Source organism: Arthrobacter sp. SIMBA_036 (assembly GCF_046535135.1).
GTDB lineage: Bacteria > Actinomycetota > Actinomycetes > Actinomycetales > Micrococcaceae > Arthrobacter.
This window is the reverse complement of the sequence record NZ_JAWRXG010000007.1, coordinates 41176-66358: the sequence shown is the minus strand read 5'-3', so window position 1 is coordinate 66358 and position 25183 is coordinate 41176. Positions and strand designations below refer to the sequence as shown.

The following is a 25183-nucleotide window of genomic DNA, read 5'->3' as shown; positions in this document are numbered from 1 at the left end:
AAGGCCGAAAAGTCCTCACCGTATCGACGATAGGAAGCACATCATGGCAGGAAATCTCGTAGCTCGCTCCGTTCACGACCTTACTGCGGCAGCGTGGTTCGGTGGCTCCTTGATGGGCGCCATTGGTTTGAATGGTGCAGCGGCGGAAGCCAAGGACCCTGCCGAGCGGACCCGTCTGTCCAGCAAGGGCTGGGGCAAATGGGCGCCAATCCAAACGGCCGCTTTTGCCGGACACTTGGTGGCAGATCTCGCTATCGCGTGGGAAAACAAGGGCAGGATCGCCAAGCAGGACAACGTGGCGGCCAACACGGTTTACAAGACGGCGGTGACCTTGGCCGGTGCTGCCGTCACCCTCTACGCAGGGATCGTGGGAAAGAAAGTGGACGCCCTCGCTGACCAAGGAGCGGAGGGTGCCACCGAGCCTCGGGCGGGCGCGTCGGACGAGCTCAAGTCAGCCCAAACGCAGCTGAAAGCGTTGCAGTGGGCCATTCCTGCCTTCGCGGCCTGGGTGATCATTCTCGGCGCCAAGCACGGCGAGATGCAGCGACCCAAGAACATCGTCAAGGGCCTGCGCTAACGGCGCGTTAAGAACCGTTCTGGCGGCGCGCGAACGTCAGGTGCACCACGCCGCTGGGTGACGGCGCGGCTTCGATGTCGAAGCGTTTCTCAAGTCCTTCGAGGTTGTCCCACAACCGCTCACCCCGGCCCAAGAGGATTGGAACCACGGCTATGTGCATCTGATCGATGAGGTCGGCCTGCAGGAACTCGCGCACCGTGGCGACGCCGCCGCCGATCCGCACATCGAGGCCACCAGCCAGGGCGCGTGCTTGTTCAAGTGCTTCGGCGGGCTTGGCATCAACGAAATGGAAGGTGGTTCCGCCTTCCATTGTCAGCGCCGGACGGGGGTGATGCGTTAGGACGATCACCGGCGTGTGGAACGGCGGGTTCTCGCCCCACCACCCCTGCCATTCCTCGTCGGTCCACGGGCCGCGCTGGGGCCCGAACTTGTTGCGGCCCATGATTTCGACGCCGATTCCGGCAGCCCAGCGGCTGGCAAAGGTCTCATCGACCCCGTTGGTGCCGCCAACCCCACCATTGAGACCCATTTGCGTAAAGGTGCGCGTCGGAAAGGCCCACTGAACCAAGCGCTGCCCGGCATGCCCGAACGGGGTCTCTAACTCCTGCCCCTCTCCAGTGCCGAATCCGTCGAGAGAAACAGAGAAGTTGTGAACGCGAACCAGCGACATCGGGCTCCTTGATGGTGCGGTGAACTTTGACGGGTGAAACGAAAAATGACGGGCGAAACACGCTCAGCCTGAACCGTTTGCAGCATGCATTCGCTGCGCCGACGGTAACGCACGCGCGCGGCAAACTGCAAGCACTTCCGGGGTCTGGCGGTTGACACGCACAGCCCCGGCAAATTGGTCCTGCCAGGGCTGTGCGGAGCCTGCGCCGTGCCCGCGCTACTTCACCCGCGCTACTTGACCAGGACCGACGTCGTCGCCCGCTCGGGCGTCCAGCGAAGATGTGCCGTGGCCTCTTCGACGTCGGCTTCCTTGAGCAGTGACAAACGAGGCCGCACGGCATCGGTGCGGGAGCTGGGCGGCTTCCGCCGGCCGGCGCGGAACTGCGGAATCCACTGGGCCCCGGGGCCGTGGTACTCCTGCTCAGCAGCAGCGTGCAAGGTCCACTGCGGATCGTAGAGGTGCGTACGGCCCAAGGCGATCAAGTCAGCACGGCCGGCGAGGAGGATGGAGTTCACGTCGTCGTAACTGGAGATGGCACCGACGGCGATCACGGCCACGCCCGCGGGGGCGGCAACTTCCTGCCGGATGCGGTCGGCGAACGGCGTCTGGTAGCTGCGTCCGTAAGCCGGTTTCTCTTCCTTGGCGACTTGGCCGGTGGAAACATCCAGCCCGGCAGCGCCGTGTTCCACAAAAGCCTTCGCGATGGCGACCGAATCATCGGAGGTGTTGCCGCCCTCCATCCAGTCCGTCGCGGAGATGCGCACCGTCAGGGGCTTGCTCGCGGGCCAAGCCGCCCGAACGGCGTCGAACACTTCCAGCGGGAACCGCAGCCGGTTCTTCAGGCTGCCACCGTATTCATCGGTCCGCTTGTTGGACACCGGCGAAAGGAATGAGGACAGCAAGTAGCCGTGGGCGGCGTGAATTTCGAGGAGGTCGAATCCCGCCTGCGCGGCGCGAACGGTTGAGGCGACGAACTCGGCCCTGATGGCGTCCATACCTGCACGGTCCAGCTCCACCGGTGTCTGGTTTTCGGGGCCGTACGGCAGGGCAGAGGGTCCGACGGCGGTCCAGTTGCCGGACTCGAGGGGCTGGTCGATGCCTTCCCACATGAGCTTGGTGGAGCCCTTGCGGCCGGAGTGGCCCAGCTGCGCCCCGATCTTTGCGGTGGAACGGCTGTGGACGAAGTCCACGATCTCCTTCCAGCTATCGCGCTGGGCATCCGTGTACAGCCCGCTGCAACCCGGGGTGATGCGCCCGGCTTCGGAAACACAGACCATCTCGGTCATGACCAAGCCCGCGCCGCCCAAGGCCTTGGAACCCAGGTGGACCTTGTGGAAGTCGCCCGGAATTCCGTCAACAGCGGAGTACATGTCCATCGGAGAGACCACAATACGGTTCTTCAGCTCCAGTTCGCCGATGCGGAACGGCTGGAACATGGCCGGCGCGACGTCGGACAGGCCTTGGGACTCTGCGAAATCGCGATCCACAGCCTCCGCGAACTCGGGGTCGCGGAGGCGCAGGTTTTCCTGCGTGATGCGGCGGCTGCGGGTAAGCAGGTTGAACGCGAACTGCGTGGGATCCTGGTCCTTGTACTGGCCGATGCGCTCGAACCACTCAAGCGAAGCCTGCGCGGCGCGTTGGGTGGAAGCAACCACGGGCCTTCGCTCGGCTTCGTAGGCCTCCAGCGCGGCCTGCACTGTGGGGTGCTCGTGCAGGCAGGCAGCCAAAGCCAACGAGTCCTCCATGGCGAGCTTGGTGCCCGAGCCGATGGAGAAGTGTGCGGTGTGGGCAGCGTCGCCCAACAGCACAACGTTGCCCTTGCGCCAGCTATCGTTGCGAACCGTGGTGAAGTTGATCCACTTGGAGTTGTTGGTCAGGACTTCGTAGCCGTCCAGTTCTTCAGCGAAGATCCCGCGGATCTTGGCGATCGATTTCTCGTCCGAGACTCCCGGAGGGAACACTTCGTCGGCCGTCTCGTCGAACCCCGCAGCATGCCACACGTCTTGATGCATTTCCACGATGAACGTGGAGCCCTCGTCCGAGTAAGGGTAACCGTGGATCTGCATGACGCCCCACTCCGTTTCCTTCACGAAGAACTTGAACGCCTCGAACACCTGATTTGTACCGAGCCACATGAACTTGTTGGTGCGCGGGTCCAAGGTGGGGCGGAAAGCGTCCGCATACTTCGCACGGATCTGCGAGTTGACCCCGTCGGCGGCGAGCACCAGATCATAGTTCGCTTCGAGCTCTTCGATCGCTGGTGCCAGAGTGCTGAATCGCACGTCGACACCGAGTTCGATGCACCGGTGCTGCAGCAACTCCAGCAGTTCCTTCCGGCTCATCGCCGCAAAACCTTGGCCGCCAACGGTGATCGTCTCGTCCCGGAAGTGGATGTCGATGTCGGACCAGCGGGCAAAGCGACGGCTCATGTACTCAGCCACCACGGGATCGGCGTTACCGATGCCTCCCAGCGTCTCATCGGAAAATACGACGCCGAAGCCAAAAGTGTCGCTGGCAGCGTTCCGTTCCCACAAGGTGATGTCGTGCGAGGCATCCAGTTGCTTCATCAAAGCTGCGAAGTACAGGCCGCCCGGCCCACCTCCAACGATTGCAATTTTCATGGTGCTGCTCCTTCTCAGGCCTGGCTCTGGCCGGCGTGGGTAAGTTGTTCGGTCCCGCTCGCGTTCCCTGCTGCGTCTTCTGTGAGCAGTCTGTCGCGGAGCTTGAAGTGCTGGAGTTTGCCGCTGGGGTTCCGCGGCAGCTCGGCCACGAAGCGGACGTCGCGGGGGTACTTGTACGGGGCGATGGTCTGCTTCACGAAGTCCTGGATTTCCTTGCGCTTTGCGGCATCGCCAGTGACGCCTTCGCGCAGGACGACGAAGGCGCACACGATGCTGCCGCGTTCCTCATCAGGGATTCCAATGACCGCGTTTTCCATCACGTCGGGGTGCTGGTCGATAGCGGCCTCGACCTCGGGCGCGCCGATGTTGTACCCGGAAGAGACGATCATGTTGTCCGAGCGCGCCTGGTACGTGAAGTACCCGTCTGCGTCCATGGAGAACGTATCGCCCGTGACGTTCCAACCGCGGACAACGTAGTTCGCCTGACGGGGGTCATCCAGGTAGCGGCAGCCGGTGGGGCCGATAACAGCCAACCGTCCCATGGCGCCGGGGCCGAGTTCGTTGCCATCGTTATCCAATATGGTGGCCCGGAAGCCCGGAACCGCCCGTCCTGTGGTTCCCGGTCGAATATCGTCCCCGGCAGCGGAGATGAAGACGTGCAACATCTCCGTGGCACCGATCCCGTTGACCAACCGCAGGCCTGTGGCCTCGTGCACGGCCTCCCACGTTTCCTTGGAGAGGTGTTCTCCCGCAGAGACGGCGATGCGAAGTCCCCGCAGAAGGTCCCCGCGCTTCTCCTTGAGGATCGCCCGGTATGCCGTGGGTGCGGTGAAAAGGATGGTTGCCCCGGCCTTGGAGGCGTGCTCGGCCAATTCCACGGGTCCGGCCTTTTCGGTCAACAACGACGACGCACCAAACCTCAGCGGGAACACCACCAAGCCGCCCAGCCCGAACGTGAAGGCAAGCGGAGGTGAGCCGGCAAAGACATCGTCAGCGGTGGGCTGCAGGATGTAGCGGGCAAACGTATCGGCGTTGGCCAGGATGTCCCGGTGAAAATGCATGGTTACCTTGGGCACTCCGGTGGTGCCCGAGGTCGGACCCAATAGGGCAACGTCGTCAGCGGAGGTGTCCACTGCTGTGAACTTCCCGCTCTTGTGGCCGCAGCGCGAGACGAGGTCGCCGTCGTCGTCGAATCCTTTGCCGGCTCCGTACGTCAGGACGGTGACATCATCCCCGGCAGCTACCGCGAGCTCGTCCCGGAAACGGTGATCCGAGATCGCAACCACGGGTTTGGTGAGCTGGATCAGCGTGGATACCTCGGCGGAGCGCAGCATGGGCATGGTGGTGACCACCACGGCGCCTGCCTTCAACACGCCAAGCCAAGCAGCCACGATCCACGGATTGTTGGGGCCGCGGAGAAGGACCCGGTTACCCGGAACAACACCCAGATCCTCTGTGAGAACCTGGGCCACCTGGTTGGAACGCGTCTGGAGCTGACCATAGGTCCAGACCGCACCGTCCGGCGTCCATAGGGCCGGCCGGTCTGCGCCGTACTGTTCGACAGCGTCGTCGATCAGCACGGCCGCAGCATTGAGCCGTTCCGGATACTGGAGTTCAGGGAGGGTGAATTCAAGCGCCGGCCAGGTATCGGCGGGTGGCAAGTGGTCGCGGGTAAACGTGTCCACATGGGCCGATGGCATCATGCTCATGGCCGTCCTTTCAGGGGTGCATCGTTGAAGCTGGTGGTTGGGGGTCGGGAGGCTCAGGCTCCGGCCCGGATCATGCCCTCTTGGGCAACCGTGGCGAGGAGCCTTCCTTGCCGGTCAAAGAAACGCCCCATCGCAAGGCCCCTGTTGCTTTGGCCGGAAATTGCTTCCTGCGCGTACAGCACCCACTCATCGGCGCGGCCGTCCCGGTGGAACCACATGGAGTGGTCGAGGCTCGCGGTCGCGAGCCCCGGGCTGGACCAGTGCAGGCCGTTCACCCGAAGCAAAGGCTCCAGAATCGTGTAGTCGCAGACATACGCGAGGGCCGCGCGGTGGAGGTCGGCGTCGTCGGGAAGCTCATCGAAGGCCTTGACCCAGATGGTCTGCTGCGGCACCGAACCGCCCTCCAGCTCGATGTATACCGGTCCGGGTATATGCCTCATGTCGAAACTTCGGCCCGAGGACCAGTACTCTCCGGCATCGCCGTCCACCCCAGCCAGCGCTTCCGCTGCCGACCGCAGTGATTCAGGCTCGACGACGGCAGGAGCTGCGGGCTGGAAGTCCGGACCGTCTTCGGGAACCTGGAACGACCCCATCGCGGCATATACGGGTTTTCCGTTTTGGAAGCCGCGGACCGTGCGGGTGGAATAGCCACGGCCGTCCCGGAGACGTTCCACTTCGTAACGGACACTGGAACCGACATCCACGGGGCGCATGAAATAGCTGTGCATGGAGTGGAGCTGCCGGTCGGATTCCACGGACCGCATCATGGCGGCCGCAGCCTGGGCCACCATGTCCCCACCGTAGGCTTTTGGCCACGGCACGTACTGGGTGGTTGCCTCATATGCTTCATCGAAGACCTGGGGCTCGGTCGCGGTGAGTTCAACCGCCTTGAGGAATGTTTCCGACGTCAGGGTTCCGGTGATCATGGCTCAGGCCCGGCGGTAGTCGGCGAGGGTCTCGTCAGGGACGTCGTCGAGGTTGACCACGAGGTTCTCGGGCGTGCGCGCAGTGAGCCACACGAGGTCCTCGGTGACGGACATGTTGGCTTCGACGTGCGGCATGAACGGCGGGACGAATACCCAGTCGCCGGTCTTCATGTCGAGGAACTCGGAGTAGTTTTCACCGAAGTAGATCCGGCCGTGGCCACGGAGCACGTAGCCGCCGGTTTCGGCTTCGCCGTGGTGGTGCGGCAGCGACCGGTAGCCGGGGGTGTTAGAGACCTGGCCAAACCAGATCTTGGTTGCCGGCGTGTGCTGGATGCTGACACCGGAGACACGGATGCAGTCGCCGGATTGGGCAGTGTTGGTGTCTTCCTCGCCGGCGCGGGTGACGACGGGAACCACCGATCCGTCTGCCTGCGCGTAGATGGAGTTGTCGCCTTCGAGGCGGTAATCCGTGGTGGTCTGGCTCATGGAGGTTCTCCTTTGTTGTGGCTGGGTTAGGCAGTGACGGTGGAGTGGATCCGGACCCGGTTTTCCAGGCGGCCGATCCCGTCGATTTCAGTAGCGAGCACGTCGCCGTCGTTAAGGAAACGCGGCGGGGTCATTCCCATGCCCACTCCCCCGGGCGTTCCCGTGAGGACGAGGTCGCCGGGACGCAGGACGGTGAACTGCGAGATGTAGGACAGGAGCCGGGCCGGACTGAACACCAGGGTGCTGGTGTTCCCCTGCTGGACGAGCTCGCCGTTGACGTAGCCGCGGACGTCGAAGCTGTCGCCGCCGTCGTCGGCCGTCACCATCACCGGGCCCACGGGAGTTGTCCGGTCCCACGCTTTACCTTGGAACCACTGCAGCGTCCGGTTCTGCCAGTCGCGCATGGAGACATCGTTGGCAACCGTGTACCCGGCTATCGCAGCACGTGCTTGGTCCTCATCCGCGTGGAACAGTTCAGAGCCGACGACGACGGCGAGCTCGGCTTCCCAGTCGACGCGGACGCTACCGCGGACCTCGATGGCGTCGTTGGCCCCGAGCAGGGTGTCGGCGTACTTGGCAAACAGCGTGGGGAACTCGGGGAGCTCCCGGCCCATCTCTTGGATGTGGTCGCCATAGTTCAGTCCACAGCAAATCACCTTGCCGGCATGCGGCAGCAGGGGCGCGTAGTCAGCGTCGGCTTCCGCAATCAAAGTCACGGGCTGTGCGTCCTGCAGCGCCGTTTCCTGCAATCCGGTTTCCTGCAATCCGGTTTCCAGCACCATGCTCCGCCAGTCGGGCCGGGCGAGGAATGCGCCCACATCGGCAGCCGGGAGCGCCAGGTAAGAGCCGTCGCTCGTGGCGCGTGCCGCCGTCGTACCTCCACTGGCGGTACGCAGAGTGGCAAGTTTCATGATGCAGGTGCTCCTTCAGGGTTTTGTGATGTGTCGACTTTTTTACGATCGTCACATATGCTCAAGGTAGCACGGCGGAAATGATCTGCACAGAGGCTTTTTCAAAGTTTTGCAGTTGCCACATCCAGGAGGAACACCATGAGCCACCAGACGATCAACCCGGAATCGCTGCCCAAGCCCTCTGGCTTCGCGCATGGCATACTTGCGGGCAACACGGTTTTCCTCGGTGGGCAGACGGCCTTGGATAAGGACATGAATATCGTCCCCGGTGGCATCGTGGAGCAGTTCACCCAGGCGTTCACCAACGTGCTCACTACCTTGCGTGAAGCCGGCGGACAGCCCGAAGACCTGGTGAACGTGACCATCTACCTGACAGACGTGGACGATTACATGGCCAACGGCCGCGAAATCGGGCGCATCTGGCGCGAAATGGCTGGCTCCCAATACCCCGCAATGGCCGGCATTGGCGTCACGCGCCTGTGGCAGAAAGAGGCCCTGATCGAAATCCAGGGCATCGCGGTGATCCCCGAACGCAAGTAAGGCTGGTCCTCGTCGGAGCTGTGGCGGAGGATGTCCCTATGGGAACCGTCACCGAATACCTGTCGAGCGTCAGCGCAGCGAACCGCGGGCCGCTGGAACGGATTGTTGACCTGGCTCGTGAACTCGCGCCCGACGCCGTCGAAGGCACCAGCTACGGAATGCCCGCATTGCTGATTGACGGCAAGGGCTTCGTCAGTGTGATCGAGACCAAGAAGCATCTGGCGTTATACCCCTACAGTGGGCAGATCCTGCCCACCATGTCCGAGGAACTCGGAGGCTATTCCTGGTCCCCGGGGACGTTGCGGTTTTCCGTGGACAACCCGGTGCCGGACTCGCTGATCCGCCGGATCCTGGAAACGCGGCTGGCGGCGATCCGCGGCTAGATTAGTGCTTCGCGGAGACGTCCTCGGAGATCGCTTTGGCGGTGGCCACGACGTCGAGCCGCACCGACTCGAGATACTTTGCCGGGTCAGGCTGCGCCGCGACGGCCTGCGCCTGCAAGGAGACATTGATGGCGGCAACGTTGTCGCCATTATTGTGGTTCCACACCGGCGCTGCGATGGACATGAGCCCGATTTCCAGCTCCTGGTCCAGCAGGCACCAGCCTTGTGCGCGGACACGTTCGACGGCGGCCCTCAAGTCGGGCGCGCTGGCAACGGTCCGGGGCGTGATCGGGGTGAGTTCCGCCGTCGAAAGATACGCCTCGAACTTGGCCTGCGGCAATCCGGCGAGCAGGACGCGACCCATGGAAGTGGCATAAGCGGGGAAACGAGTGCCCACCGTGATGCCCACGTTCATGATGCGTCTCGTGGCAACGCGGGCAACGTAGAAGATGTCCGGGCCGTCCAGGACAGCAGCCGACGTCGACTCCCCCAACTTATGGCTGAGCTGTTCCAGGTGCGGCTGGACCAACTGCGGCAGGGACAAAGCCGACAGGTACGAGTACCCCAACTGGAGCACCTTGGCCGTCAACGCAAAGGTTTTGCCGTCCGTGCGGACATAGCCGAGTTCAACCAGCGTGTGCAGGAACCTCCGGGCGGTGGCACGCGTCAGCTCGGTTCGGGCCGCGACTTCACTGAGGGTCATTACCGGGTTGTTCGCATCGAAGGCCCGGATCACGGCGAGCCCCCGGGCCAGCGACTGGACGTACTGGTCGCTGGCCTGTGGGGTTACTGCCGAATCGCTCATGGTTACCAATCCTAAGTGCGTTCACGCACGGGACTTGCGGGGCCTACTCTGCACACGCACCGGAAGTTGCGGGGCCTACTCTGCAGGCTCCACACCCGAATTTCCCTGCAAAGCGGGCCCCACAACGCACGGGGGCCAAGTTGCAGGGCCTACTCTGCAGGCTTCAGGGACAAGGGGACGAGTATTTGGATCTCCTCGAACGTGCAACCGAACGTCTCCCGGACGGTGACGCCGTCCGGGCCGATGAGGAACACAGCCTTGTCCGTGTACACGCGGGTGACGCAGCCGACGCCGGTCAGCGGGTAGGTGCACTGCTCCACGAGCTTGGACGCGCCTTCGCGGGTCAGGAGCGTCATCATCACGAACACGTCCTTGGCTCCTGTTGCCAGGTCCATGGCACCTCCGACGGCGGGAATCGCGTCGGGCGCGCCGGTGTGCCAGTTGGCGAGGTCACCGCTCGCGGATACTTGGAACGCGCCGAGGACACAGATGTCCAGGTGCCCGCCCCGCATGATCGCAAAGGAGTCGGCGTGGTGGAAGTAGGACGCGCCCGGTAGCTCAGTGACAGGGATCTTGCCGGCATTGATTAAGTCACCATCGACGTCGTCCCCCACCGCAGCAGGGCCCATGCCGAGCATCCCGTTCTCGGTGTGGAGCGTGATGTTCTGTTCCTCGGTGAGGTAGTTCGACACCAGTGTCGGTTGACCGATGCCCAGGTTCACGAACGAACCCCGCACGATGTCCCGGGCCACGAGCTGGGCAAGCTCATCGCGGCCCAACGGCTTCTCGGAGGTTTGGATACTTGTCTGGGTGCTCATGATCAGGCCACCTGTTCTGTGTCGATGGCCGCCGAGTTCGAACCAGCAGGATCCACCCGGACCACGCTGTTGACGTAAATCCCGGGCGTCACCACGTTCTCCGGATCCAAGGCACCCGTGGGTACGATCTCCGAGACCTGGACGATGGTGTGCTTCGCGGCGGCGGCCATGATGGGTCCGAAGTTCCGCGCGGTTTTGCGGTACACGAGGTTGCCCTTGCCGTCCGCTTTCAATGCCTTAATGAGGGCGACGTCGGCGTGAATAGGGGTTTCGAACACCTGCCACTTCCCATCCAGCAGCCGTGTTTCCTTGCCTTCAGCCAGCGTGGTGCCGTAGCCGGTGGGTGTGAAGAACCCGCCGATTCCGGCACCGGCGGCGCGGATGCGCTCGGCCAGGTTCCCTTGCGGAACCAGCTCCAGCTCAATCTCCCCAGCCCGGAACTTGGCATCGAAATGCCAGGAATCCGACTGCCGCGGGAAGGAACAGATCATCTTCCGGACCCGGCCTTCCTTGATCAGCAACGCCAAGCCCTGATCGCCCTGCCCGGCATTGTTGTTGACCACGGTGAGGTCCTTCGCGCCACAATCCATCAGCGCATCGATCAGCTCGAACGGCTGCCCGGCGTTACCGAACCCGCCGATCATCACGGTGGAACCGTCCTGGATGCCAGCGACAGCCTCGCCAACAGTGTCGATAAAATTCAGCAATTCCCTACGCCCCTCTCACTGAAGCAGTAACGTTTTCCAGCACCACGGCCAGCCCCTGCCCCACCCCGATGCAGATCGCCGCGACGCCCCACCGTTGACCAGAGACCTGCAAGGAACGGGCCAGTGTGCCGAGGATGCGCGTACCGGAGGCCCCGAGCGGGTGGCCCATCGCCAACGCGCCACCGTGCTGGTTCACGATCGACGGATCGATCCCCCATGCATCCACGCAAGCCAACGACTGCGCGGCAAATGCCTCGTTAAGTTCGACGGCGCCTACTTGCTCCCAGCCGATGCCCGCCTTTGCCAGAGCCTTGTTCGCGGCCTCCACCGGGGCGAAACCGAAGAACTGGGGGTCGTTGCCATGCGCACCCCGGCCAGCGATGCGGGCCACGGGTTCCAAGCCAAGGATCGAGGAAGCTGCCTCCGAACCGATCCATGCCGCAGATGCACCGTCGGACAAAGGCGAGGCATTCCCGGCGGTGACCGTTCCGCCGTCGGGCCCGTCAGACTCGGGACGGAACACCGTCTTCAGGCCGGCAAGCTTCTCAGCCGACGAACCGGCACGGATGCCCTCGTCCCGGACCAGGTCGGTGCCCGGAACCGGTGTGACCAACGAATCGTAGAACCCTTCGTTCCACGCAGCATCGGCCAGGTTGTGTGAATCCGCAGCGAACTGATCCTGTCGCTCACGGGTGATCCCGTACTTTTCGCGCAGGCGTTCGGTAGCCTCGCCCAAGGAGATGGTCCAGTCCTTGTTCAAGGCAGGGTTCACCAACCGCCACCCCAGCGTGGTGGATGCCAACGTCATGTCTCCGGACGGGTAGGGCTTGGAGGTCTTCGGCAGCACCCACGGCGCGCGGGACATCGACTCGGTCCCGCCCGCCAACACAACATCGGCGTCGCCAACGTTGATCTGGCGGGACGCGATCATCGCTGCGTCCAATGACGAACCGCAGAGCCGGTTGACCGTGGTGCCGGGGATCGACGTCGGCAAGCCGGCCAGCAAGGATGCCATCCGGGCGACGTTACGGTTTTCCTCTCCGGCGCCGTTGGCATTGCCGAACACCACCTCGTCGATGCGCTCCACATCAAGGCCCGGTGCCCGCTTTACCGATTCGCGGACCACATGGGCAGCAAGGTCGTCAGGACGGACGCCAGCAAGGCCGGAGCCGAACTTACCAAAGGGCGTGCGCACGGCGTCGTACACAAATGCCTGGTTCATGGGTTTCTCTCTCAATCTCCCAACTAGGGGACAGTTAGCGTCGCTATGAGACTTCAGTGGGACGTGAGCTGTCCCCTGGTTGGGTTAGCGGGGTCAGTTGGTTTCGGAGGCGTCGATGTCGGCGAATACTTTTTGGGCGGTCTTGAAGGCCGAGTTGGCGGACGGAACGCCGCAATAGATGGCGGACTGCAGCAGGATTTCCTTGATGTCGTCCCTGCTCAGGCCGTTGTTGAGGGCAGCCCGGACGTGCATGGCGAGCTCCTCCCAGTGGCCGTGGGCCACGAGCGCCGTGAGGGTGATGGCGGAACGCATCTGGCGGCTGAGGCCTGGACGCGTCCAGATGCCACCCCAGGCGATCCTCGTGATCATGTCCTGATAGTCCTCGGTAAAGGAATCCTTGCCGGCGTTCGCCCGGTCAACGTGCGCGCTGCCGAGGACTTCGCGGCGGACTGCCATGCCGGCGTCGTAAATGTCCTGCGCGGTGGCTTCAGGCTGGACGGCACCATTCCGTTCGGCGCCGTCAGAAACAGTACTCACAGTCCGTTCTCCTTCATGAAAGTGCGCATCAGTCCTGCCACGACGGCAGGCGCTTCTGCCGGCGCGAGGTGACCGACGCCGTCGAGCGTTTCGGTAACGGCCGTACCGCCCCCCGCCCGAATGGCCGCGACAGTCTCTTCGGCCAACGACGGCGGAGCCACCTCATCCTCGACGCCGGCAATTACCTGCGTGGGGACGGTGATGCTGCCGAGTTGCTCGCGGACATCGAACGCGGCGAGGGCTTCGCAGCAGAACGAGTAGCTGAAGCGATCGGCGTCCCGGAGCGCGTGCAGGAGGCGGCTGCTGATCTCCGGCTGGCGATCCATGAAACCGGCGCCGAACCAGCGCTGCGCCGAACCTTGGATCATCACCGCTGTGCCCAGTTTGCGGACGTTTTCTGCCCGTTCCAGCCACCCTTCAGGAGTGCCGAGCTTGGGCCCGCTGCACTGGACTGACAGGCTGCGGAGCCGGTCCGCGTGCTTGATGCCGAGTTGCAGGCCGGTGGCGCCGCCCAACGAGACCCCCGCGTAATGGAACCGCGCCGCCGTCTTCCCTGGCGGGACCACAGAGTCAACAAGATCGACTACGGCGTCCGCCAACTCCGCGACGTCGAAACCTTCCGTAGCGGCGGGCGAGATGCCGTGGCCGGGGAGATCCCAGCCGATGACGTCGTACTCGTCGCCAAGGAGGGCCGCGGTTGCAGACCACAGAATGGTGGAGGTACCCAGCGATGGGCCCACCACCAGGAGTGGCTTGTTTCCCAGTTCGCGCTGCGGGGAAAGCAGCACGGCCTTGACACTTGGCTTAGCCACGGGTGGCTCCCTTCGTTGAGGACCCGGCAAAGTCGGGGTACGCGGCGAGGATCCGCTGGCTAATCTCCGCAGCCTCACCCAGATAGTTCGCCGGGTCCAGCAATGCTTCAAGATCGGAATCGGACAGCTTCTCCGCGGGGACAGCTTCGCGCAGCAGTTTCCGGTAGGTTGCTGCCTGCTCCCCCGCGGGCATTGCGAGCGTTTCGTCGACGACGCCCTGCAGCTTTTGCTTACCGTCTTCACCCAGCAGGGGCGCGACGGCGGCCATCACACCTTCGCTGAGGAGCAGCGGACCCGAAATGTCCAGGTTCCGGCGCATTACCTCAGGGAACACCCGCAGGCCTTCGGTCAGTTCGCGGAGATGTCCTGCGGCCCCCAAAGCCAGCGCCAACAATTGACGCAGCGCCGGCCATTCAGTGTGCCAAGCACCATCAGGCCGCTCATCGTTGAAGGTCGCAGCGGCCAGGTGCAGCTGCGATGCGAGGCCCGGAGCCTGCAACGCTGCGCTGCGGATCAGCACGGACAGCACGGGGTTCTGCTTTTGCGGCATGGCCGAGGAAACACCACGCCCGGCCGCCAACGGTTCGCCGAGCTCGCCGACTTCCGGGCGGCTCAGGAAGAGCACGTCCGCGGCGATCTTGCCGAAGGAATCCACGAGCGCCGCAAGCCCATCGCCGAGGGCAGTGACGGCGAGTCGGTTGGTGTGCCACGGAGCCGTGGCGAGTGCCAGTCCGAGCTTCCCGGCCAATGAATCCGCCAGCGTAAAGGGAGACTCTGGAGAGCCTGCCGTCAGCCTCGTACCGGAGGCCAGGGTTCCGCCTGCCCCGCCGAACTGGACAGGCAACTCCAGCGATGCCAAGCGTTGGGAGGAAGCCGCTACGCCGTGGAACCACTGTGCAGCCCTGAGCCCGAACGTGTAGGGGAGTGCATGCTGCGTCAGGCTTCTGCCCACGCACAGCGTCGCCGCGTGTTCGGCCGCCAAGCCGGCGAGCGCCGTCGTCGTGCCCTTTACCTCAAGCAGCAACGCCGAAATGGTGCGGCTGGCGAGCAGCATGAGCGCGGAGTCGAGGACGTCCTGGCTGGTGAGACAGGAGTGAACGGCGGACGCCGCGCCGATAGCCGCGGAATCCAGGGACTTGACGCAGGCGCGGAGGTCCGCGAGCAGTGGGATGACCGGGTTCCCGCCGCCTTGTGCACGTTCGGCAACGGAGGCGACGTCGTAGTGTTCGGGAGATGCGGCTTGGGCCACCACAACGGCGGATCCGGCAGCCACAAGGCCCGCTTCCTCGAGCACGGCAGCCCAGGCGGCTTCGACGTCGAGGATTGCCGCCACCACTGCACGGTCGCCCGTCAACGCCGCCACAGTGGGCGACGCCGAAACGGGGCTCAGGAGGCCGAAGTCGCCGTCGGTCATGATTGGTCCGTCACCAAGTCCAGCGAACCGTCCTGCTGGAAATCCAGGAACACGGTCTCGTCCCCGCCCTGCAAACGGATGTCCCAGGTAAGGCCGCCGTCGGGATCGCGGCGGGCGATGAGCGTTTTGCGGCGCTCGGAGTCCAAGGAGCTCAGCAGCGGATCATTGGCCAGTGCTTCTTCATTTTCCGGCAGGTACACCCGGGTGAAGAGGCGGTTCATGAGACCGCGGGCGAACACAGCCACGGAAATGAACGCGGCAGCACCGGGCTTCACCGGGCCGGGATTGACCGTAGTGAAGGTGTACATGCCGGAATTTCCGACGGCGGCCCGGCCCCACCCCGTGAAGGTGTAACCGTCGCGGACCAAAGAGCCGGCGCGCTGGACGATGTTGCCGTTGGAGTCGGGCTGCCAGATTTCGAGGATGGCGTCCGGGATGGTGTTGCCGGCGCCGTCGTACACCGTGCCTTGGAGGCGGATGCTGCCGGGGCTGCCGGGAGCGAGGAGTTCGTTGTCCTTGTTAAAAGGAAGGGCGTAGCCGTAGAAGGGGCCAACGGTCTGACCCGGTGTGGGTGCCAGCTTGCTCATGCGCTTACTCCTCGTCCCCGGCGTCGCCGTATGCTTCGTTTTCCGTCCAGGTCCGCTTGGAACCGGTCAGGATGATGTCCCACTTGTACCCGAGGGCCCACTCGGGGCTGGTCAGCTCGTGATCGTACTGGGCCACCAGGCGATCCCGGGCGTCTTGGTCCACGATCGACTGGTAGATGGGGTCCAACGGGAAGAGCTGGTCGCCGGGGAAGTACATCTGGGTGACGATGCGCTGCGTGAATTCCGAGCCGAACATGGAGAAATGGATGTGGGCCGGACGCCACGCGTTCAGGTGGTTCTTCCACGGGTACGCGCCAGGCTTGATGGTGGTGAAGCTGTAAGAGCCGTCGCTGCCGGTAATGCAGCGTCCGACGCCGGTGAAGTTCGGGTCAAGCGGTGCGGGGTGCTGATCGCGTTTGTGGATGTAGCGACCGGACGCGTTGGCCTGCCAGATCTCCACGAGCTGGCCGGCAACCGGGCGGCCGTCGCCGTCGAGCACCCGGCCCGAAACGATGATTCGCTCGCCCTGCGGTTCGCCGTTGTGCTGGATGGTCAGGTCGGATTCCAGGGCGTGCACGTCCTGGTGGCCGAACGCCGGCGAGTAGAGCTCAATGGTTTCCGGGTCCGCGTGGTGCAGGCTCTTGGTGGGGTGGCGGAGGATGCTGCTCCGGTACGGCGCGTAGTCCAGCCGCGGCATGGTCTCCGGTGCTTTACCATTCTTAATCGCCTCGGCGTAGCGGGCTCCGATGGCCTTGATCTCTGCACTGAGATCCGCCTGTGTTTCCACATCCTTGGTCTCGTGGGCCGCGTGTGGCTCTGCGGGTGGCACGAGTTCCTCGGATTCGAGCGCTTCTGTGGCAGTAACTTGTGCTGTGTGGTCTTGCGGCACGGCTGGCTCCTTTCTATGGCTTCTTATGACGGTCAGGGGCGGTGGGCTTACACCCGGTGGAGCGAGTCGTACTGCACGGCGTGACGCACCGGAGCGTTGGGCGCCCCGTAGCCGTCATAGCTGCCTCGACGCTCCGCCATTTCAAAGAACACGCTGCCAACTGTGGCCGTGTAGAAGTGGAGGAATTCGCCGTCGGCGTCCCGGTCATACAGGAGGTTGAGCTCCTTGAGGGTGGCCAGGAAGCCAGGTTCGAGATCGAACCTTGCGTCAAGGTCCTCGTAATAGTTGGCGGGAATCTGCAGGAACTCGAGCCCCCGATCGCGTGCGGACCGGGCTGTTGCCACGAGGTCGTCTACTGCGAAAGCGATGTGTTCCTGATACGTTTTGCGTGCTTTTTCGGCCTGCTGCGCCGGCGCGAGGTTCAGCACCAGCCTGACGGCTTTGTTGCCGGTTTGCATCACCTGCGAGCGCACCAGCCCGCCGGGGCTGGGCACCTCGGCAAAGGGCTGCGGTTCCAAGGCGAGGGCGCTGGTGTAGAAGAGGACGGCTTCGTCGAAGTGCTGCCACGGCTGGGCCAGATTGACGTGGTCGATCACCGCTGCGCGGCCCGCCTCCGGATGTCCTACCCCTTCACCAAACTCCTGCGTCCATGCAGCGGTTCCGTCCGGGCTGCCCTGGCACAAGAAGATCTCGGTGGAGTCCGGGGCTGCGATTCCTTGGAAGACTTCCTCGTCGGCTTGGACCCTGCGGGCCACCACAGGTGCCTTGAGTTGCTGGGCGCGAGCGGAGGCAATCACCGGTGAATCGACGTCGAACCCCAACGCGGCGATGGCAGGCTCGGCGTGGGATGCGGCTTGCTCGTTGATGATGACGCGGGCCTGCCCCATGGTCCAGAGCTGGACGTCCTTGGTGCGGTGGCGGCCGTTGAATTCGAAGCCGAGCTGCCCCAGGAGCTTCTCAAGCTGCGCAGTGTCGTCCGCCTTGACCTCTGCAAAGTTGAAGCCGGCCGGCTCGTTCACCTTGGGCAACGTGGCAAGTTCCATGGGATAACGACGGCGGTTGTTCCCTTGGGTTCCTGCCCCGGTCTCCGCCGGGCTGCCGGACAACCACTTGGCGCTCTGTTCCTCCAGCCAAATGAGCGAACGCATGGCGTCGACGGCGGTCCGCTCGGTATCGGACTGCCGGAAAACGTCATTGAAGACTTCAAGCGAAACAGGCCCGGTGTAGCCTGCCCGGACGACGTGACCCATGAACTTGGCGAGCTCGAACTGGCCCTCTCCCGGGAAAACCCGGTAGTGGCGGCTCCAGGACAGCACGTCCATGGTGAGTTGGGGGGCGTCGGCCACCTGCACGAAGAAAATCTTCTCCGCGTTCATGTCCTCGATCGGGGCAGTATCCCAGTCGCGGGACAGGATGTGGAAGGAGTCCAGGCAGGTCCCAAGGTTGGGGTGGTCCACCATCTCCACAAGGCGGTAGGCGTGCTCGTAATCGTTGACGTACTTGCCCCACGCCAAGGCTTCATAGGCCACCTTGACCCCATGGTCGCCGGCAAGCCGGGCAAGTTCGTCCAACTGTTCGGCCCGCAGCCCGTCGTCGTCGATGGTTGCTGTGGCGACGTTCGAACAGACCAGGATGGTGTCCATCCCCAGGCGTTCCATCAGGTTGAACTTGGCCTCCGCGCGCTTGAGGTTGGCCTTCAACAGGTCCGGGGTGACGCCGTCGAAATCGCGGAACGGCTGGTAAAGGTCCAGGCCCAAGCCGAGGTCCGCGGCCATCTTCCGGACGTCCTCCGGGCTGAGCGCCGTGGTGACGAGGTCCTGCTCGAAGATCTCAATGCCGTCAAACCCTGCGATGGCGCAGGCCTGCATTTTCTCTTTCAGCGTGCCGGACAGGCAGACCGTGGCGATTCCGGTGCGCATCAGCGGCCTGCCTTTGCGAGGGTTGGGTCGGCAGCAGACGCTGCATCCTCGAAAGCGATGAGTTCCAAGAAGTGCGCCCGCATCCGTTCAGGGTTGGCTTCGCGCCCTGTGATGAGTCGGAAGGCGTCCGCCGCCTGCCCGACTGCCATGCGGCCGCCGTCGAGGACGTCGCAGCCCATGGCGCGAGCCTCGCGGACCAACTGAGTTTCGATGGGGCGGTAAACGATGTCCGCCACCCAATGCCGTGGCTCCAGGAGGGTGACGTCCAGGGGCAGGCCCGGGTGTGCGGCCATGCCGATCGGGGTACAGTGCACCAGCCCATCAGCCAGGGGCATGAGGTCCGGCAATTCGCCGGGAATGTGCGGCGTGACCGTAGTGGCAGGAAAGAGGCCGCCGAGTTCCTCAGCGCGTTCTGCGGCGCGGGCCGGATCCACGTCGACGAGATCCAAAGTGGTCGCACCGGCCTTGAGCAACGCATAGGCTACGGCGGATCCGGCGCCACCCGCGCCGAGCTGGACCACGCGGTCGAGTTTTGCCTCCGGGAGCCCGCTGGCGAGCGCCGCGCCGAAGCCGGAGAAGTCCGTGTTGTGGCCGATGAGCCGGCCGTCCTGAATCAGGACCGTATTGACGGCACCCAAGCGGCGGGCGTCGTCGGAAATTTCATCAAGGTGCTCCAGCACCACCTGCTTGCAGGGGTGGGTGATGTTCAGCCCGTTATAGCCCATGCGCTGGGCTGCGGTGAGGAGATCGCCGACGGCGGTGGCGGGCAAAGCGAGTTCCAGCAGGTCGATGGGGCGGTACAGCAAGCGAAGGCCCTGCACGTCGGCTTCGCGTTCATGCATGGGAGGGGTCAGCGAGGGCATGACGCCTTCACCAATCAGGCCCACCAGCACGGACTCGGCTCGGTTGCTCATCCTCAAGCTCCTTTGACTTAACCACCGCCGATGGGAGGCGATAGTGGCGCTCCCGCCTTCGGTGTTGTTTAGATTACTACAAATGTTCATACTCCGCACGCAAGTTCTTATTGCGAACAAACGTAGCGTTGCGGGGCCCGCTCTACACGCTCCCGGGTTCAATTACCCAGCAGAGCGGGCCTCGCAAGGGGTTAGCGCTGGGGCAGGCGTGCCGAAAGTTCAGCCGCAGCCTCCTGCAAGGTGGGCACGAAGGCAAGGAGCTCCTCCATGGTCATGCGGAAGACGGGGACGGCGGTGGCAAGCGAGGCGAAAGCATGGCCTTGGCCATTGAGCACCGGGACGGCGACAGCCCGCATACCGATCTCGTTTTCCTCGTCCATCACCGCGTAGCCTTGGCGCCGAACCTGGTCGATCTCCGCCCGGAAAGCATCCCTGTCAGTGATGGAGCGCTCCGTTAACGGCTCAAGGGGCAGTTCCTCCAGCAAGCGTTTCCGTTCTATTTCTTCCTCGAAAGCCACGATTGCCTTACCCACCGACGTCGTATGCAGCGCGCCCAAGTGCCCCGGATCGCTCGTTACCCGGAACGTCTTCGGTCCGTCCACCTTGTTGACCGTCAGGTGATGGTTCCCGTCGCGCACGGAGAGGATGGTGGCCTCTTGGGTGCGCTCCGTGACCCGCTGCAGGACCGGCAATGCAGTTGCGGCAAAGCCGTGATGATTCGACACCCGCTGCCCCAGTTGGAACACGCGCAAACCCAAGTGATAGCGGCGGCCATCGGGTTCATAATCGACAAAGCCGTCGCGCGTCAGGGAGCCCAGCAAGCGGTACGTGGTGCTGAAGGGAAGGCCCGCACTCCTGGCCAAGTCGGCGGCGCTGGCGCCCCGGGGCTCGTCCCCCAGCAGTACGAGCAGGCTCAGCGCCTTTCCAACCATGTCTGTTTTTGTGTCGTCTTTCACACTCATGTATTGATGCTCCCACATAGTGAGAGCTATTTCTAGATAGTGGGGACATCTCTTGACAGGTGACCGCTCTCACAGTCACTATTGCTGTATTGCACAAGTAACTTCCACCATGCGGTTACTTGCTCGGGATCGACAGGCCGCACTCGGCGTGAGACTCCGCAGAAGACAGATCAGCGACATCGTCGTCACAGAAGGAACCTCCCATGCGCCAAACAATGCCGTCAGCGACGCCAGGCATTACAGAAACCACCGGAACGCCCAAGAAAGCAGCCCTCGCCAGCTTCCTGGGCAGCGCCGTCGAGTATTACGACTTCTTCATCTTCGGCTCAGCCGCGGCACTGATTTTCCCGCACGTGTTTTTCCCGTCCGCCGACGCCAATGCCGCGGTCATGTCCTTCGCCACCTTTGGCTTCGCCTACCTTGCCCGGCCTATCGGCGCCGCTTTCCTGGGCCACTTCGGGGATCGGATCGGGCGCCAAAAGGTCCTCATGTTCACCCTGGTCCTGATGGGCGCCTCAACGTTCGTGATTGGTTGCCTGCCGGACTTCAAGAACATCGGCTGGGGCGCCCCGATCCTGCTGGTGCTGGCCCGCCTTTGCCAAGGTTTCTCGGCGGCCGGAGAGCAAGCCGGCGCGTCGTCGATGACCCTGGAGCACGCCCCGGACAACCGTCGTTCCTTCTTCACCTCCTGGACACTGACCGGAACTCAAGGGGGCCAGATCCTGGCAGCCTTGGTGTTCATCCCCGTGGTCGCACTTCCTGACGACATCAAGTACGGAATCGGCTGGCGGATCCCATTCTGGCTCAGTGCCGCAGTAGTGGTGGTCGCGTACTTCATTCGCCGGACACTGCACGAGCCGCCGGCATTCGCCGAGGCACGGAAGAACAACCAGATCTCCAAGCTGCCTATCGCCGACCTGCTCAAGCACCACTGGCGGGATGTCCTCCGTGTTGTCTGCTGTGCTTTCATCGCCGCCATCAGTACGGTCTTTGGAACGCTCGCCATTAAATATGCCCAGGACGTTTCCCACGTGAACAGCACTATTACCCTGTGGCTGGTGGTGGTGGCCAACGTCGTCGCACTGGGAACGCAGCCGCTGTTCGGTATGCTCGCCGACAAAATCGGCAGGAAGCCGGTGTTTATTTACGGCGCTCTTTCCAGCGCCATCCTGACGCCCTTCTTCTTCCTGTCCTTCGACTCCGGATCCACGCCGCTGATGTTCCTCGCGGCCGTTGCATACTTCTCCTTCGGCTACGCTGCTGCAAACGCCGTCTGGCCGTCCTTCTACGGGGAGATGTTCAGCACCAAAGTCCGCTTCTCGGGCTTGGCCATCGGGACTCAACTGGGCTTCCTGGCCGCGGGCTTCGCGCCCACTATCGTCTCTGCCGTCGGCGGCACCAAACCTGGGGGCTGGGTTGCGGTCTCGGTCTTCTCGGGCATCGTCTGCGTCATCGCCGCGGTCGCCGCCTTAACGGCCCGCGAATCGGCAAAGATCCCCACCTCGGAACTCGGCTTGCGGGCTTAGCACCACTGCCGGCCAGCCCACCCGCAATCCATCAGCGGAGGCCGCACCCCTCCCCGATTACTGACCCGCAGCACGCGGAAAGCCCGGCATGCCCCTGGCAGACCGGGCTTTCCGCTGCCCTTAGTGGTGCGAGTTCTGAGTGCGCGGGTTAAGGCAACTGGAAGGAGTGTGGCGTCAGGGAGTCGGGCGGATTGCCGCGTCCTTGCTGTACGACGTGACCTGCGAAGCATCGCCGCTGTCCAGCACTTTGGAGTGCGTGGTCGATCCGTCAAGGACAACATGCTGTGATGCCACATCGCTGACAACATGGTTCAGTGCAACCACATTGCCGTCCCCGCCGGCGACGAGTATCTGCGTGGGCTGGGCACCAATCGGAAGGATTTTGGCGGGCGGGACATCGTAGGCAAACAGGTTATCCGAGACCAGGTTGTTGTCTCCCACCACGTGCATAACGCCGTAAAGATCATCCAATCCGTTCCCCCGCCCGATGAAGGGTGGGTAGCCTTCCGCGGTCCGGCGAAGATGGTTGGCCGTGATGAGGTTCTCTTTGCAGCCGTTGAGCATCCGGAGCATCCCGGGATAGAAGCCCTGGAGCCTGTTCGATGCAACGGAGCATCGGTTGCATCCCGTTAATTCGATGAGGCTGCGGCCGCGGGGGAAGAGGTTATTTCCCGTGACGAGAAGACCCTCGTGATTTTCGGCCAGCAGCGTGACTCCGTCGGGCCCTGCTCCCATGTGGTTTCCGCTGACAATTGTCGCCTGCCCCGCCCCCGTGAGCTCAACGCAATTTCCACATTCGGCGATCATATTGTCGTTGACGCGGAGCGCGTCGGCGCCGCGCACGATCAGGGCATGTTCGAGGTACACAAAGCCCATCCCCGTGATGTGGAACGAATCGTTGTCGGACGCAACCTCGATTCCAGTCTTGCTATTGCGATAGCTGTTCTTGTCGGGGGTGAACGCGACGCCGTCCAGGCAGAAGTCCCGGAACACAATCCCGGACAGTCGCGGGTCACCTCCCCGCTTCACGAGGAATGCTTGCGGGGCGCCCGGAGAAGTAAGGACCCGGATGTGGCTGCCACCGGGCTGAAGGTTCTGCCATCCCGTAGGGTTCGAACTGTCGAGGATGCTTCGTGAAAAGAATCCATGCCCGAATCCCGCAATGGTTAGATAACTAACGTCTACCACCACCTGGGTCACCAGATCGTAGTCGCCCGGAGGGATAATGATTGCCGCCCCGGGACGGGCGTCCGGAGTGGCCTGGCGCCTTTTGATGTCAGCAATGATGTCGTTGATGACTGCGCCGATGTCGGACTGGGCGGTCACATCGGGACGGCCCTTGACGCTCCACACCGTCACATCGTACGTATTTGGTGAAGTGAAGGGTTTGCCCTGCGGGTTGTCGGCAGCGTTTGCCGCTTGTGCTCCGCCAAGGGACAGCGCGGCAGCTAAGGTCCCCACAGCGCCGGCACCAACCAGCGAGCGGCGGGTTGGCGCGCTCGACTCAAGACTCTTGCCAAATACCATCAGGTACTCCTTTTTATTGGGGGGCGCTCCCCAGACATCCGGAACGGCTTGGTTCCGGGCAGGAAGCTTCGCAAAGACAAAACGTTTTAGCTAGCCACGGATGACGATAGGAGCCGCTCAGGTAGCCTGTCAACGAAAAAATTTTCGAGTCCCGTTTTGGCACGTTGGGCCGCCAGCAGCCTCGCAAGCCAAGAGGTCCGTCGCTGCCCCGGCCAGGCCCAGTAGCTGCACGACGACGTCGGGCGCGGATCGCGGGTGTGACTCTTGACACCGCCCAAGGACCCAGCCTACTGTGATGACAAGTCGTTTTGGCAAAACGGTTTTTCATCCCGGTTTTTCATCACCCTCACTATCACCCCTTCTTCCGTTCCGTTCCCTCAGAGAAAGGGAGTCGACAGCGATGTCCTCTCGAACAAAGATCTCCAGGCTTGCCGCTGTTGGCGGCCTTTCCGCTGCTGTGGTCTTAGCTGCCTCCGCATGCGGCGCAGGTGGTCCCGCCCCGTCGGGGCCTTCCGGCAGCAGCTCCATCAACGTCCTCGTCGAGGCAGGCGGGCATGCGGAACTGCAGCCCATCGCCGATCAGTGCAAGAAGGACACGGGAGTCAACGTGAACTTCGTGGAGCTTCCGTACGACGGCCTTTTCAACCGCTTGTCCAGCGAATTCTCTTCGGGCAGCGTCTCGTTCGACGTTGCCGCCCTGGACTCCGTCTGGCTGCCGAGCTTCAAAGATTCGCTTCAACCCATCGACGAGCTCTTCACCGATGAAGCCAAAAAGGACATCTTCCCGGCCCTGGTCAAAGAAGCCAACGTTGATGGGCACTTCATTGGGATGCCGGCGTGGACCAATGCCGAGATCGTCCTCTACCGCAAGGATCTCTTTGAGGACCCCAAGAACAAGGCCGACTTCAAGGCCAAGTACGGCTATGACTTGGCAGCACCCAAGACTTGGCAGCAGTACCAGGACATCTCCGCCTTCTTCACGAAGGACGGGATGTACGGCACGGACGTCAAGGGTGGCGTGGAAACGGAGTTCCTTGCCCACGTCCTACAGGCCGGCTCCCCCATGGTCCTGGACAGCAACAACAACGTTGTCATTGATAATGCGGCCCACAAACAGGCCCTTGATTTCTACACCAGCCTTGTCAAAGATGCTCCCGCCGGCGCCGCCCAGGTGGACTGGGCAGCCGCCCAGAATCTCTTCAACCAGGGCAAGACAGCCATGACCCAGTTCTGGGCTCACGCGTACCGGCAGATCCCGAAGGACTCCCCTGTCTACGGCAAGGTTGGCACAGCACCGATGATCGGTGGTTCTGCTGGTGTGGCCGGCGTTCCTGGCCCTTGGTACCTCTCGGTGCCCAAGGCAACCAAGAATGCTGATGCAGCCAAGAAGTTCGTCAAGTGCGCCTTCGACCACAACGATCTGGCCATCCAGTCAAGCCTCGGCCTGGCAGCACGTATCTCCGCCTTCCAGAAGTATCAAGACCAGCCCGGTTACGAGAGTTTCAAACCGCTCATCGAAACACTTAACGCCCCCGCTACGGCCACTCGTCCCGCAACGGCAAAATGGCAGCAGATCGTGGATACCGTGCTGGTTCCGATGCTCCAGAAGGCTGTGGCTGGCGGAGACAGCTCCGCCCTGCTCGCGGACGCGAAGTCCAAGGTCCAAGCCCTCCTTAAGTAAGTAAGACTCCGCGGCCGGCATCGGCCTAAGCTTTGCCGGC

Annotated in this window: 24 protein-coding genes; 5 read left to right on the top strand and 19 right to left on the bottom strand. The window is 63.2% G+C overall.

What is annotated here, in order from left to right:
- Positions 1-43 precede the first annotated feature (43 nt).
- Positions 44-577 (top strand): hypothetical protein, encoded by a 534-nt coding sequence (locus SB659_RS11020; protein WP_284978717.1) that lies wholly within the window; start codon positions 44-46, stop codon positions 575-577.
- A 7-nt stretch (positions 578-584) separates the two neighbouring features.
- Here SB659_RS11020 and SB659_RS11015 read toward each other — a convergent pair whose 3' ends face one another.
- From SB659_RS11015 to SB659_RS10990, 6 genes are all read right to left on the bottom strand, one after another.
- Entirely contained in the window at positions 585-1247 is a 663-nt protein-coding gene (locus SB659_RS11015; protein ID WP_284978716.1) for a dihydrofolate reductase family protein, read from the bottom strand.
- A gap of 230 nt (positions 1248-1477) precedes the next feature.
- Complete coding sequence (locus SB659_RS11010; RefSeq protein ID WP_410550434.1) at positions 1478-3868, bottom strand: bifunctional salicylyl-CoA 5-hydroxylase/oxidoreductase; 2391 nt, start codon at positions 3866-3868, stop codon at positions 1478-1480.
- A 14-nt stretch (positions 3869-3882) separates the two neighbouring features.
- Positions 3883-5577, bottom strand: a complete 1695-nt coding sequence (locus SB659_RS11005) for an AMP-binding protein (protein ID WP_410550433.1) — start codon at positions 5575-5577, stop codon at positions 3883-3885.
- Between the two features lie 53 nt (positions 5578-5630).
- Complete coding sequence (locus tag SB659_RS11000; RefSeq protein WP_410550432.1) at positions 5631-6503, bottom strand: acyl-CoA thioesterase; 873 nt, start codon at positions 6501-6503, stop codon at positions 5631-5633.
- Between the two features lie 3 nt (positions 6504-6506).
- The gene (locus tag SB659_RS10995) at positions 6507-6989 is read right to left on the bottom strand and encodes a cupin domain-containing protein (RefSeq protein WP_284978712.1); all 483 of its coding nucleotides are present in this window, start codon (positions 6987-6989) and stop codon (positions 6507-6509) included.
- A gap of 26 nt (positions 6990-7015) precedes the next feature.
- Positions 7016-7900: a fumarylacetoacetate hydrolase family protein gene (locus SB659_RS10990; protein ID WP_410550431.1), complete on the bottom strand. Its 885-nt coding sequence runs from the start codon at positions 7898-7900 to the stop codon at positions 7016-7018.
- Between the two features lie 138 nt (positions 7901-8038).
- Here SB659_RS10990 and SB659_RS10985 point away from each other — a divergent pair, with 138 nt between their 5' ends.
- Together SB659_RS10985 and SB659_RS10980 are read left to right on the top strand one after the other, a co-directional pair.
- Positions 8039-8440: a RidA family protein gene (locus tag SB659_RS10985; protein WP_410550430.1), complete on the top strand. Its 402-nt coding sequence runs from the start codon at positions 8039-8041 to the stop codon at positions 8438-8440.
- A 38-nt stretch (positions 8441-8478) separates the two neighbouring features.
- The gene (locus SB659_RS10980; RefSeq protein WP_410550429.1) at positions 8479-8823 is read left to right on the top strand and encodes an iron chaperone; all 345 of its coding nucleotides are present in this window, start codon (positions 8479-8481) and stop codon (positions 8821-8823) included.
- A gap of 1 nt (position 8824) precedes the next feature.
- Here SB659_RS10980 and SB659_RS10975 read toward each other — a convergent pair whose 3' ends face one another.
- The 12 genes from SB659_RS10975 to SB659_RS10920 form a co-directional block, all read right to left on the bottom strand.
- Positions 8825-9628, bottom strand: a complete 804-nt coding sequence (locus SB659_RS10975; protein WP_410550428.1) for an IclR family transcriptional regulator C-terminal domain-containing protein — start codon at positions 9626-9628, stop codon at positions 8825-8827.
- A 149-nt stretch (positions 9629-9777) separates the two neighbouring features.
- Entirely contained in the window at positions 9778-10446 is a 669-nt protein-coding gene (locus SB659_RS10970; protein WP_410550427.1) for a 3-oxoacid CoA-transferase subunit B, read from the bottom strand.
- Positions 10447-10448: 2 nt separating this feature from the next.
- Positions 10449-11153 (bottom strand): 3-oxoacid CoA-transferase subunit A, encoded by a 705-nt coding sequence (locus SB659_RS10965; RefSeq protein WP_410550426.1) that lies wholly within the window; start codon positions 11151-11153, stop codon positions 10449-10451.
- Between the two features lie 4 nt (positions 11154-11157).
- Entirely contained in the window at positions 11158-12375 is a 1218-nt protein-coding gene (locus SB659_RS10960) for a thiolase family protein (RefSeq protein WP_410550425.1), read from the bottom strand.
- Between the two features lie 93 nt (positions 12376-12468).
- Positions 12469-12912: a 4-carboxymuconolactone decarboxylase gene (pcaC, locus tag SB659_RS10955; RefSeq protein ID WP_410550424.1), complete on the bottom strand. Its 444-nt coding sequence runs from the start codon at positions 12910-12912 to the stop codon at positions 12469-12471.
- Positions 12909-13724, bottom strand: a complete 816-nt coding sequence (locus SB659_RS10950) for an alpha/beta fold hydrolase (protein ID WP_410550423.1) — start codon at positions 13722-13724, stop codon at positions 12909-12911. Before SB659_RS10950 ends, pcaC begins: the two co-directional genes overlap by 4 nt.
- Positions 13717-15138 carry a lyase family protein gene (locus tag SB659_RS10945; RefSeq protein ID WP_410550422.1) on the bottom strand — a complete coding sequence of 474 codons (1422 nt, stop codon included), beginning with the start codon at positions 15136-15138 and terminating at the stop codon, positions 13717-13719. Before SB659_RS10945 ends, SB659_RS10950 begins: the two co-directional genes overlap by 8 nt.
- Positions 15135-15725 (bottom strand): protocatechuate 3,4-dioxygenase subunit alpha, encoded by a 591-nt coding sequence (gene pcaG, locus SB659_RS10940; protein ID WP_284978701.1) that lies wholly within the window; start codon positions 15723-15725, stop codon positions 15135-15137. The genes SB659_RS10945 and pcaG overlap by 4 nt, the downstream gene beginning before the upstream one ends.
- A 4-nt stretch (positions 15726-15729) precedes the next feature.
- Complete coding sequence (pcaH, locus tag SB659_RS10935) at positions 15730-16614, bottom strand: protocatechuate 3,4-dioxygenase subunit beta (RefSeq protein ID WP_410550421.1); 885 nt, start codon at positions 16612-16614, stop codon at positions 15730-15732.
- Positions 16615-16661: 47 nt separating this feature from the next.
- Positions 16662-18533 carry a bifunctional sugar phosphate isomerase/epimerase/4-hydroxyphenylpyruvate dioxygenase family protein gene (locus SB659_RS10930; RefSeq protein WP_284978699.1) on the bottom strand — a complete coding sequence of 624 codons (1872 nt, stop codon included), beginning with the start codon at positions 18531-18533 and terminating at the stop codon, positions 16662-16664.
- Positions 18533-19447, bottom strand: coding sequence for a shikimate dehydrogenase (locus SB659_RS10925; RefSeq protein WP_410550420.1), 915 nt, complete (start codon positions 19445-19447; stop codon positions 18533-18535). The genes SB659_RS10930 and SB659_RS10925 overlap by 1 nt, the downstream gene beginning before the upstream one ends.
- A gap of 191 nt (positions 19448-19638) precedes the next feature.
- Positions 19639-20409, bottom strand: coding sequence for an IclR family transcriptional regulator (locus tag SB659_RS10920; protein ID WP_284978697.1), 771 nt, complete (start codon positions 20407-20409; stop codon positions 19639-19641).
- 203 nt (positions 20410-20612) lie between these two features.
- Between SB659_RS10920 and SB659_RS10915 the strand changes: the two genes are divergently transcribed.
- Positions 20613-21935, top strand: coding sequence for an MFS transporter (locus SB659_RS10915; RefSeq protein WP_284978696.1), 1323 nt, complete (start codon positions 20613-20615; stop codon positions 21933-21935).
- A 174-nt stretch (positions 21936-22109) separates the two neighbouring features.
- Here SB659_RS10915 and SB659_RS10910 read toward each other — a convergent pair whose 3' ends face one another.
- Entirely contained in the window at positions 22110-23462 is a 1353-nt protein-coding gene (locus tag SB659_RS10910; RefSeq protein ID WP_410550419.1) for a NosD domain-containing protein, read from the bottom strand.
- Positions 23463-23862: 400 nt separating this feature from the next.
- Between SB659_RS10910 and SB659_RS10905 the strand changes: the two genes are divergently transcribed.
- The gene (locus SB659_RS10905; protein WP_284978694.1) at positions 23863-25143 is read left to right on the top strand and encodes an extracellular solute-binding protein; all 1281 of its coding nucleotides are present in this window, start codon (positions 23863-23865) and stop codon (positions 25141-25143) included.
- Positions 25144-25183: the final 40 nt, after the last annotated feature.